This window comes from Hyella patelloides LEGE 07179, from assembly GCF_900659865.1.
In the GTDB taxonomy this organism is placed as follows: domain Bacteria; phylum Cyanobacteriota; class Cyanobacteriia; order Cyanobacteriales; family Xenococcaceae; genus Hyella; species Hyella patelloides.
In genome coordinates, this window is record NZ_LR214005.1 from 1 (window position 1) to 11,040 (window position 11,040).

Genomic DNA, 11,040 nt, shown 5'->3' on the forward strand with positions numbered 1-11,040 from the left:
TTATCCTGATGGCTCTACTGAAATCAGTTCTCTGAATTCCCTTCAAAGACAAATTTTAAATTTGATGAACATTCCTGAATCGATTTATCTTGTTCCCCAGCTAGTTCCTAATTGACTCCAATCGCTCTAATTATTACTGTGACTTGATTTCATCGTCTTTATTTGCTCGACCATTTTTAAATTGAGCGAACCGTGAGTCCTAATACACCACCAAATTTATTAACGGATTTATTTATTAGATTTCCCCTACAAGTTCTTACCAATCCTATTTTAGATTTATTGTTATTCGAGCAACCGCAATTTATAAATAAATTATTTGATACTTACAGTCATTATTTTAGTGGTCAAGGTTTGAAGAAAACGGACGATATTAGAGGATGGGCAAGAGAGCAAAAAGAAAAAAATCTTTATTTTAATACAGTAAATAATCATGTTTTTCCTGGATTTATTATAGATAAGATATCTGGGAAATACCGTCACTCCATTATGCAAAATTTAGGTAAGTACTCTCGATTGCCATTAAATACTAAAAATAATCCTAGAGAATTAATGGAATCACTAGATTTATTTTTATCTTCTTTTTTTGGAGAGCGACAAGTAGAATACAAACCAAATTTAGAAGCACTTGCAGCTAGAAAAATTCCTCTTCCTTTGAAATATCTTTATTCATTTATTGGTAAATATCCAGGTGAACATGGAGATTATTTGTATACTCAAGATAGTCTTCTGAATATTAGTACAGATGAAGTTATTTTAGGTAAAAGACCATTCTTAGGAGAAAATCAAGGAGTTTGGCACTGTGCTACAGAAGTTGAAGGAAACGATCCACCTGTATGGATAGACCCCGATCGCGATACAGCTTGGGAATATGTTTGTGATTCTTTAGCTGAGTTTTTAGTAACTTATTGTCTCCGAGAAGCTGTAGTCGGAAGTCTTTATCATTTGCACTTAGGAAATAACATTGAAGAAATAATCTCTACTGTAAAACAAAAGGATTTAGAGATAACTCTATTATGGCAAGGAATATATGCTTGCGATATAAATTGGCAACAAAGATACGCTCTAAACTCTTTTTATCTTGTAGAAGATTCGATTTTAATTTGGAATGGTTGGTGTGGTACCAATTATAAAAATGCCGAGCGATTGTTTAGTTATTAAAATATTCAATTACATAGATACATAGGTTATTTTACAGTTGCCGTTGCAGCAATCGTGAAGTGCCAGGCTTTGCCCGATCGCTTTGAGACAACTTACTCATCTCGATCCGCGAATCAAATCGAGACTTACTGGCAATGCGGTTTTGAAGCAAGCAGGATTACCTAAAGCTTTTGAGGCTGTTTTACCAATTTTTTGTTTCCAATAGTTATAAATCTAACCTGACATTACCAGACTTTTTTGAGTAGCAAGAATTACCCTTCAAACATTCTGGCAAAACCTTGGCTCAAGAAGATTAGAGCCTACGTAACTATAATCTCTCAGGCGATCGCAATCTAGAAACCTGACATTGTTTGAGATTAACTCAGAAAAAAGTCCAGACATTTACTGCAACGACAAGCAAGAAAAGCTTTCGTATCGTAAGAAGTGTCAAGACAACACAACTTAATTCTTTTTTATTAATCATGACTACAACTTTAATTAGAACCTCCCTAGATGGCAAGCACGATTTAGAACAAATAGTCAAATCAATGGTGTTAGCCTTTAGTACTGACCCCTTGTTACGTTGGATCTATCCATCAGAAGAGCAGTACGTAGCAAGTTTTCCTGGCTTGGTAAAACTGTTGGCTAGCGATAATCGTCTTTCCATTTACTACGCCAAAGATTATGCAGGGGCTGCTTTTTGGCTCTCTCCTGGCATCGAACTCGACCAAGATGTTTTTGCTGCATACATGAAAAAAACTGTATTACCCCAGGACTTAGAAAAGGTAGCCACTGTCTTTGAACAGTTAAACCAGGCTCATCCCCAAGCTCCCCATTGGTACTTGGCTTTACTGGGGGTAGAACCCTCGAAACAGGGCGAGGGCTATGGTTCGGCATTGATACAATCTGCGTTGAGAGAGTGCGATCTTTTTAATCAGATAGCTTATCTGGAAACTTGCAATCCTAAAAGTGCAGCTTTTTACGAACGTCACGGCTTTGAAATTCAAGAAACTATTCAGATTGAAGACTGCCCTGTAATTTTCCCGATGGTGCGCTATCCCAAGTCAATCTAATTCAGCCCCAAGTTGGTTTCGATTCCAGTAAATTTTAGGAGAAAAATCATGATTCTTATCAAGGAAATCAAACTAGAACGCCTTCTTCTATGTTTTTTAATTACCTTTCTTGTAGCAGATACTTATCCTCATCCCAATCTAGGATCGGGATTAATACAATCAACTTTCGAGCATATTCAAGGAACTGATGATTTCGAGTAAGTCAGAGAAAAATTAATAGACCTCTTGCAAAAATCAAAGGGTCTATTAATTAACCATGAAACAGAAACCGCTAAAGAGATTGGCTAAAAATAAATATACTTGCCTACTCTTGATATTGCTGTTGGCATTTGTTATCTACATTTTTACCTTTCAGGCAATAATCGCCGAGTTAATTCTCATCATATTTCTCTAAGCATTCTAATTACTTACGACGGATTGTATATAGAGCAAAGTTCTTTACTTGGCTAGAGTTTGTGCATCTCCAAGGAAAGATATTTACAAATTAAATAACTAAGCACAATGAATTACACAAAAACTTAGATTCAGAGACAAATTTAAAAGAGATAAGACAAATGAATCAAACATTAAGCCAAGAAACAATAAAACTACTTTGGCGAATATATCGTGAAAGTAAAAAGTATCAAGTTCGCCAAAGAGCCCATGCTATTATCTTGATAAATCAAGGATATGAAATAGAGCAAGTAGCCAAGATTTTTACAGTTAGCAGAAAAACTATATATAACTGGCAAAATAGTTGGTTTAACAGAAGATTAGCTGGTCTCTATAACCAATCAGGGACGGGAAGAAAAGAGCTCTTTGACGATTCACAGAAAAGACAAATTATAAATTGGTCAAAACAATACAATCAAAACCTAGGATTAGTAATTAAAAAAGCTAAAGATAAGTGGGGAATCCAAGCTTCAAAAGATACCATAAAAAGAATCTTGAAATATCGAAAAATAAAACGTAAAGCTCCAGCAATAATATTCTCAAAACAACAAAATCTCACTCTTAAAAAATGCTACTTAGAATCTCTAATAATGTGTAATTGATTTTGATTTTATACCTATCAAAGATTGCTCAAGTTACAAAAAATACTTTTTTTGGAAAAACATATTCTATAATTGGTAAAATTGTTTGTTTGTTAACTTTATTCGGCTATCTCGATCGTAAAAGCAAAAAGAATAGATAGTAAATACATAAAATAAGCAAATAAACTACTAATTTAAATGTTTTAAATATTCAAAATTTTTACATTTTTATTCGTACAAAACTGTCATAAATAGAGGTGTTATGAATAGCGCAAATAATAAATCAAAACAGAAACTAGAAATAAATACTATCTCGGTAACCCAGAAAGAAGAATTAACAGAATCACAGAACGAACGTCTAAACACAGACATTAATACAGCACAGAAAAAGAAAAAATCGCCTTGGTATTTCCTTGGTTTGGCAATGTTAGCAATTGGGAGCATCGCAGGTTGGAGAACTTTTACGGTCAGTCAAAAACCATCAAGTATAGAACAAAGGTCGGTTTCTGCTCCCGCTAGTTTACCCGTCCGCACCGTGCGATCGCAGATTAATCCCATTGAAGCTTGGGTATTTAGTAATGGGGAAGTAGCTGCCGTTCGTTTTAAGCATTTAACTTTTCAAACCGCTGGCACGATTAATTATCTTAAACAAATTGAGGGGCAAGATTTACGAGAAGGGGATTTTGTCAAAGCAGGAGAACTATTAGCCAGAATCGACCAGCGCAAACTCAACGCAGATATAACTGTGGCAGCAGCGAGCCAAGCGGAAGCGAGAAAAGAAATTACCAATGCTCTAGCAAATCTCCAACAGGCAAAAGCTGGATTAGAAGCAGAAAGAGCAAATTTATCCCAAGCAGAACAAAATTTAGCTAAAGCTAAAGCCGATCTTAGCAAAGCTAAAACCAGTCGTAACTTTGCAGAAACCGATTTGATTCGCTATCAGGAATTAGTAGCCGAAGGAGCAATCCAACGACGAGAAGTGGAATTGAAGAAAACTAATTTTCTAGATGCTGAAGCTAATCTAGAGGCAGCCAATGCTGGTGTGAAATCAGCAGAAAGTCAGATTAGGGCGACCCAAGCCCAGATAGCAGCAGCCCAAGGTCAACTTTTAGCAGCCCAAACCCAGGTGGAAACCGCCGAATCTGGATTAAAATCCGCATCTGCCAGGCTGGATAAAAGCAATGTAATTTTAGAAGATACGGTTTTGACTGCACCTTTTGATGGTGTGGTGGCATATCTCAATATCCGCGAGGGAGATTATTGGTCGCCTGAAGTCCTTCGCACCAGCAACTATCAAGAGGTGGTGGAATCAGTGCCAATGATGGTGGTTGACCCCAATAAATTGGAAGTTAATTTAGAATTACCTGCTTTTGATGGGTCAAAAGTACGTCCTAATCAGACTGCATATATAGTTCGGGATGCAGACTTAACTCAAGCTTCGATTAAAGGTTTAAGCAGTGAAAATTTAATCGATCTGGCACAGGCTAAAGGGGATATCTTTGCAGTCAACCCCGCCGTAACCCCTGGAGGTAGGGCGGTAAACGCGAGAATTCGGATCGCGGAAGGCAAAGAAAATCTCAAGGTAGGGGAACGAGTATCAGTGTGGATTGCCACAGACTCTAACCCCAAAGCAGTAGTTGTTCCCAAGGGATCTTTAGTGATTCGCGACCGCCAAGCCTATGCTTTTGTAGTCAACGAAGGGGATAATACCGTGGAACAACGTCCAGTGGAACTGGGAATTGAAGGATTAGCTTATCAGGAAATTAAAGCGGGTGTGGCTGAGGGGGAATTAGTGGTTACGGATGGTAAAAATCGTCTAGTAAATGGATCTTCGGTGAGGTTAGTCGGCTCGAATAATTAATCACATTTTTTAGGTTAACCATCAATCAAATAATTAATTAATTATGCAAACTCATACAAAAAAAGATTCTAAGCCCATCCCAAAAGCTGAAGCGAAAAGCATAAATCCGCCTTCTCCTATAGAAAAATTCCTGTTTAACCGTCAAGTTCTCGGCATTTTACTGAGTTTTATGCTCTTTGTTGGCGGAATTATGGGTTACTTTTCCATGGTTAAAGAATCCGATCCCGACGTTCAACTGGCAAAAGCAATCATTTCTACGGAATGGTCGGGGACAGATGCCGAGACGATCGAAAATCGAATTACCGATAAATTAGAGGATAAGATTAAAAGTTTGCCTGGGCTTAAAAAAATTAAAAGTGGTTCGTTTAACTCCTTCTCCTTGGTAGATGTGGAGTTTAAGGCGGAAGCTCCTGTAAACGAGTCGATTCAAAAGTTGCGGGGTAAGATGGATGATGCCACCCCTGATATGCCTCCCGAATCTGAAGACAGAGAGCAGCCAGAATTCGAGCAGATTTCCCAACAAGATGCTCCAGTTTTAACCCTTGCTCTTTATGGAGAAAACCTGGACTCTGTGGTTTTAAGTAATGCTGCTAAAGAGCTACAGGACATTCTCGAACAGGTGAAGAATGTTCGTAAAGTAGACTTAGCGGGACGGCGAGAAGAGGTTATTCATGTTCAGCTTATTCCCCCACGCTTAATTGAATTGGGTATTTCGGCTAATAAAGTCAAGGAAGCGATTGAAGCTGGTAATCAGGATATGTCTTGGGATCGAGTGCGAGATAATGCCATTGGCGGGCAGATTCGACTTTACGGACGTTTTCGGACTCTGGATGACCTGAAGCAATTACCCGTGGCTCGCCTGAATGAAAATCGAGTGGTGCGTTTGGAGGAAGTGGCGGAAGTTCGACGGGATTTAGAACGGGAAACCAATCGCGCTGCTTTTAGCTGGCAGGGAGAGGAGTTTGTCCAAACCATTAATGTGGATGTGGTGAAAGTTCCTGGGACAGATTCGATTAAAGTCATTACTGATTCACTCGCCGCGATCAAGCAAACCAAACAAGACCCCAATCTCTGGCCTCAAGGAATGGAGTACAAAGTCATTAATAATGATGGGGAATATATCAATAACGATCTCTTTAATCTGGGTAATAATGTCCTCCAAGCTTCCATTTGTGTCTTTATCATTCTCTTATTTGCCCTGACTTGGAAAGAAGCAGCGATCGCAGGTTTAGCAATTCCCTTAACTTTCCTGGGGGCAATCCTGGTTCTCTGGTTGGGTGGTCAAACCCTTAACAACATGGTGCTGGTGGGGATGATTCTGGCTCTCGGTTTGATGGTGGATGTCTTTATTGTCATCTTAGAAGGAATTCATGATGGTATTTTTGTCCAAAAGCTCAGTTTTAATCGTGCAGCAATTCAAACCGTTAGGGCTAATGCTATTCCTGCTTTAGCGGGACAGCTAACCACTATTTTAGCCATGGCTCCCTTGATGGCAATCTCTGGGTCGATGGGTAAATTTGTCCGCTTAATTCCTCTCAGTGCGATTGTTTGTCTGGTTCTCAGCTATGTTATTGCCCTGTTGATTATTGTCCCTCTATCTAAGTTTCTCCTAGGCAATGTTAAGGCGGATAACAAAGCTACTTTTATCGATCGCCTGACCGTCACTGCTACGGAGAAATTTACTAATTGGACTTTAAATAATACCGTCCGCAATCGTAAGATAGCCCGTCTTTGGACGATGGGGACAGTTGCTCTGTTGGTATTTAGTTTAGTTTTGGCTTCCCAGTTATCTTTTACTCTCTTTCCTGACAGCGACCAACGCAAACTTAGTATTAATGTCGAATTAGCTCCTACTACCACCATTGAACGTTCTCAAGCTGTTGCCGACGAAATCGGTGCCAAGATTCGTAACTACAGCGACCCCAATGGTAATAAGGTATTTGCTAGTTCAATTAAGTTAGTCGGTAAACGAAGCGATTTAATTAGTTCGGGAGAAATAAAACCCGAAACTGCTGATTATTTTGTCGGTTTTTCGGCAATCTTTACTACCGCAGATCGACGCACCAAGCCTTCTTACATCTATGTTAAGGAATTGCGGGAAGAACTAGCCCAAATTTTAGACAATTATCCAGACTCTACCCTGGCAATGCAGTATCAAAAAACAGGGGATACTTTCGACCCGATCCAGGTAGAGTTAAGCGGTGCAGATATGGACGTACTACGGGAAATGTCGGCACAGGTACAGCAAGCCCTGAGAGAAATTCCTGGCACAATGGATGTCCGCGACGATCTCGGCGGTTTACAAACCGATTACAAATATTCACCGCGACGAGAAGCTTTAGATTTTTACGGTTTGAGTCAGAATGAAGTCGCTTGGCAAGGGCGATCTCTCTTCATCGATACGGAGATTGGTGAATTTCCCATCGGTAGTGGCGAAGAAGATCTCAAAATTCAACTTAGTTCTGCTTGGCCTTCCCAAGATGGGGCAGTGGGTGGCCCTTCCCGCGAAGATGAGTTTGCCATGATGCGGGTAATTACGCCGCAAGGAAAAGTCATCTCTGCCGACTCAGTATTGGACTTAAAGCAAGATTTAGTCCCTCTTTCCATAAACCATCGCAATACAATCCGTACCGTTACTGTGTTAGCCAAAAATATACCAGGTACAGGCATCTATGATAGCGACATTTTGGTTCAACTACAGCCCAAACTAGACAAAATGCAGGAAGGTTGGTCTCAAGGCTATCAATATAAATTTGGTGGAGATGCAGAAACCAGCTCTGAAACCTTTGGTTCGGCAGGAATCATGCTCATCGTTGCTATTTTCTTAGTCTTTGCCCTGTTGGTTTTACAGTTTGCCTCCTATACTCAGCCATTTATCATTATGCTGACTATCCCCTTTGCCACCATTGGTTTATTTGTCGGCTTCTGGTTGTTTAATATTCCCTTCTCCTTCCCTGCCATGATTGGGGTCATTTCTCTCACAGGAATTGTAGTTAACAACGCTATCTTTATGGTCGATCGCATGAATGCCCGTCGTCAAGAAGGGATGGATGTTCGTAATGCTGCGGCATTTGGTTCGAGCGATCGCCTGCGTCCGATTCTGACTACCAGTTTAACCACTGTAATCGGCTTATTACCCCTGGCATTTAGCGAAGCCAAGTGGTTTCCTCTCTGTATGGCAATTATCTTTGGTCTAGTTTCTTCAACTTTGATTGCCTTTTTCGTAGTCCCAGGTTTATATTTACAGTTGACTTCTAATAAAGCGATCTCTCAGGAGAGTTAAAATGTGGGGCTGTGGAATCAAGGTGCGGAAATCCACATAGATCGATAAGTGCATTTATACTAGCCATTTGTTAACATCAATCAGGAATGCAAGTATATTGAGTTTTCAATCTGAGCATTTAATCTTAAACTTTTAGTCGTTACTAACAACTATGATATTTAATTTTGGTGAAGTAACTTTAGATTGCAAAATCTTAGAAACAAGTAATTATCAATCTAAACATTCTAGAAAAACTGTACAAAAATTAAAGATACAAACGAAAGTCAGAGGTGGTAATTCACGCAAAGAATTCAACTCAATACTTAGCAATGCGAACAAAACTTCTATAATCTCCAATAAAGAAGCTAATAACATAGTGAAATACTGGAAAATAGGCAATTATTCTTCTAGCCATACTCAAGATTCTCCATTATGCAATTACAAAATTGATATTGAAGAGATTGAACCTCTTCAAGCTACTTCCTTAAAAATAGGTGATATGATCCTTAAGCCTTATTCATATGAGGAATATTTTCAAAATGATAATCTTCACATAAATGCCAAGGTTCATGTTAATGAGGAAGATCAAAAAAAGATCAAAAACGATATCGAAATGGGTGAAGAGCTTGAAGTAATAAGATATGGTATTGACGATCAACCTCGATCAATGGTTTTAAGACTAAGTTACTGGTCTAAAAATGAAAATCAAATAAAGCATGAAATTCGATTAGAGGAGATAAATAGTAAGAAAAATAAAAACTTATCACCTGGTAGTGTTTTGGGAAAAGCAATTCATAAAATGACGGAAAATCAGGCAATGACAGAAATATTAATGGAGAGTTTAGTTGATAAAGGTATTTTTAATCAAGATGAAATAGATAATCTTTACACAAGAATGTCTGAAAGAATCTGGCAAAAAAAATATGAGCTATTTCAAGTGAAAGATATTGATGATGATTAGTATTTAATCAAACAGTAGATAATATCGCTTTTTACTAGCAACAGTCAATTAATCATAAAGTTTGGTTTTCGGTCATTGTAGATTGGCTCAAAGTAAAAAGCGATCGCATTCGCTCCATCTTAACCACCAGCTTAACTACAGTAATCGATTTACTTCCCCTAGCATTTAGCGAAGACAAGTGGTTTCCTCTATGTATGGCAATTATCTTTGGCTTGATTTCTTCAACTCTCATTGCCTTTTTTGTAGTGTCAGGATTGTATCTACAATAGACTTCTAATAAGGCGATCGCTTAAAAAGATTAAAAAGTCACCGAGTTATTGTAAACAATCGTTTTAATCTTTTTTCTGAAGAAAAAATAATGTGCTATGTATCTAGCTAGTGAAGAAGAATTGGTATAACTCGTAGACTGAAAAAATACTCAGAAAAGCAACTGTATCAAGAGGCTCTTGCCAATGCAATTTATGAATCCACCTGGACTTAACGATCCATCTGACTATGGATATACTCAAGCTGTTGTTGTGCCATCTGGGGCAAAACTTGTTTACATAGCAGGACAAGGAGGGGCAGATGAAAACGGAAAGTATGGTAACTTTGCGACTCAATTAAAACAAGCATTTGCCAATTTACGAACAGCACTTACAGCAGTAGGAGCTACTCCAGAAGATGTGGTAAAAATTACAATTCTTTCAGTCAATCACAATGAAGAAAAACTACGTTTAATTTCTGCCCAGAGAAAATCTTTTTGGTTAAATCATAAGCCAGCCAGCACTCTTATTCCTGTACCTAGACTGGCAAGTGATGAAATGTTGTTTGAAATTGATGCAGTTGCAGTAATTCCCAATTCTTAATTTTTATCGCATCTATGACATTTTGTTGTCATATTTGATCGTCAAAATATATGTAAAGACAAATCGACGATCGATCAATATGAACAAGATATTCACTTTAAAAACAATCCTGACAACATTAATTAGTACGAGCATTGCTAGTAGCTTGATGGCGTTACCCGTTCGCGCCAATGAAGATAATTTGGTTAACGAATCTGATAGCACCGAATTAATTTTAAGCCAGAATTTTGATAGTTATGGCGATCGCTATAGAGATCCCGAACCTACAGACGATTTTAAAACTATTGTTGGTATTACTGGTTTGGCAGTAGGTACTGGTGTTATTGGTTATCATGTAACTCGCGCTTATAAACCTTCTTTGGTTAACTCTATACCTGCGGTAAGTAACCATAATGCTCCTTTACTCGATCGCACTAAACCTAAACTACGTAAGGAATTACTCAGACTTGTAAATGATCGACAAACAGCCAATCGTCTTTTATCTGGTACATTAGCCAGAAATCCTGGTCGTTCTCCCAATTGGTTAGCTGATAAAGTTATTTACGATCTAAAACGCGATCGTTAATCTAACGCGATAGCATTTTTTACTATTGATTATCAGCCTCTATCAACAGAACCAATCATTCTAACCTTGGATAGACAGGGCAAACGCATCTTAAATTGAGCGAAAACAGATAATTGAAGAAAGAAAGGATAAAAGTCAAAAAAAGAAGAGTAGTAGTATGAAGTGCTTCTTTTTAACGACGCGATCCCGAGTAAAAACATGATAAATTCAGTAAAATTAACAATTAATTGAAGACAGAATTAGTTCTTAGAATTGATGATATGATGACCCAATTATCAAACTTAATTTTGGCTATCTTTAGTCATGAAACTAAGACCAAA

At 38.2% G+C, this 11,040-nt stretch carries 10 protein-coding genes; all 10 read left to right on the forward strand.

Translation table 11 applies throughout. The annotated features are described in order from the left end of the window. Nucleotides 1–192 precede the first annotated feature (192 nt). The 10 genes from H1P_RS25915 to H1P_RS25955 all read left to right on the forward strand — a co-directional run bounded on the left by H1P_RS25915 (nucleotide 193) and on the right by H1P_RS25955 (nucleotide 10,720). Entirely contained in the window at nucleotides 193–1,158 is a 966-nt protein-coding gene (locus H1P_RS25915; RefSeq protein ID WP_144872828.1) for a hypothetical protein, read from the forward strand. Between the two features lie 461 nt (nucleotides 1,159–1,619). Next, the gene (locus H1P_RS25920; protein ID WP_144872831.1) at nucleotides 1,620–2,210 is read left to right on the forward strand and encodes a GNAT family N-acetyltransferase; all 591 of its coding nucleotides are present in this window, start codon (nucleotides 1,620–1,622) and stop codon (nucleotides 2,208–2,210) included. Between the two features lie 48 nt (nucleotides 2,211–2,258). Further along, nucleotides 2,259–2,411 (forward strand): hypothetical protein, encoded by a 153-nt coding sequence (locus H1P_RS36550; RefSeq protein ID WP_186376144.1) that lies wholly within the window; start codon nucleotides 2,259–2,261, stop codon nucleotides 2,409–2,411. A gap of 353 nt (nucleotides 2,412–2,764) precedes the next feature. Further along, a complete protein-coding gene (locus H1P_RS25925; RefSeq protein WP_144872834.1) occupies nucleotides 2,765–3,244 on the forward strand; it encodes a helix-turn-helix domain-containing protein in 480 nt (159 codons plus the stop codon). Between the two features lie 241 nt (nucleotides 3,245–3,485). Beyond that, nucleotides 3,486–5,084, forward strand: a complete 1,599-nt coding sequence (locus H1P_RS25930) for an efflux RND transporter periplasmic adaptor subunit (RefSeq protein WP_144872837.1) — start codon at nucleotides 3,486–3,488, stop codon at nucleotides 5,082–5,084. 43 nt (nucleotides 5,085–5,127) lie between these two features. Next, nucleotides 5,128–8,367, forward strand: coding sequence for an efflux RND transporter permease subunit (locus tag H1P_RS25935; protein ID WP_144872840.1), 3,240 nt, complete (start codon nucleotides 5,128–5,130; stop codon nucleotides 8,365–8,367). A 151-nt stretch (nucleotides 8,368–8,518) separates the two neighbouring features. Next, complete coding sequence (locus H1P_RS25940) at nucleotides 8,519–9,307, forward strand: hypothetical protein (RefSeq protein ID WP_144872843.1); 789 nt, start codon at nucleotides 8,519–8,521, stop codon at nucleotides 9,305–9,307. Nucleotides 9,308–9,450: 143 nt separating this feature from the next. Further along, a complete protein-coding gene (locus tag H1P_RS39985; protein ID WP_425461554.1) occupies nucleotides 9,451–9,576 on the forward strand; it encodes a hypothetical protein in 126 nt (41 codons plus the stop codon). A gap of 192 nt (nucleotides 9,577–9,768) precedes the next feature. After that, nucleotides 9,769–10,155 (forward strand): RidA family protein, encoded by a 387-nt coding sequence (locus tag H1P_RS25950; protein WP_222427233.1) that lies wholly within the window; start codon nucleotides 9,769–9,771, stop codon nucleotides 10,153–10,155. 79 nt (nucleotides 10,156–10,234) lie between these two features. After that, on the forward strand, nucleotides 10,235–10,720 hold the full coding sequence (locus H1P_RS25955; protein WP_144872849.1) for a hypothetical protein: 486 nt from the start codon (nucleotides 10,235–10,237) through the stop codon (nucleotides 10,718–10,720). Nucleotides 10,721–11,040 lie beyond the last annotated feature (320 nt).

Coding starts and splice junctions, on each gene's coding strand:
- H1P_RS25950 (WP_222427233.1), top strand. CDS start 9,769: ATGAATCCACCTGGACTTAACGATCCATCTGACTATGGATATACTCAA.
- H1P_RS25925 (WP_144872834.1), top strand. CDS start 2,765: ATGAATCAAACATTAAGCCAAGAAACAATAAAACTACTTTGGCGAATA.
- H1P_RS25940 (WP_144872843.1), top strand. CDS start 8,519: ATGATATTTAATTTTGGTGAAGTAACTTTAGATTGCAAAATCTTAGAA.
- H1P_RS25935 (WP_144872840.1), top strand. CDS start 5,128: ATGCAAACTCATACAAAAAAAGATTCTAAGCCCATCCCAAAAGCTGAA.
- H1P_RS25930 (WP_144872837.1), top strand. CDS start 3,486: ATGAATAGCGCAAATAATAAATCAAAACAGAAACTAGAAATAAATACT.
- H1P_RS25955 (WP_144872849.1), top strand. CDS start 10,235: ATGAACAAGATATTCACTTTAAAAACAATCCTGACAACATTAATTAGT.
- H1P_RS36550 (WP_186376144.1), top strand. CDS start 2,259: ATGATTCTTATCAAGGAAATCAAACTAGAACGCCTTCTTCTATGTTTT.
- H1P_RS25920 (WP_144872831.1), top strand. CDS start 1,620: ATGACTACAACTTTAATTAGAACCTCCCTAGATGGCAAGCACGATTTA.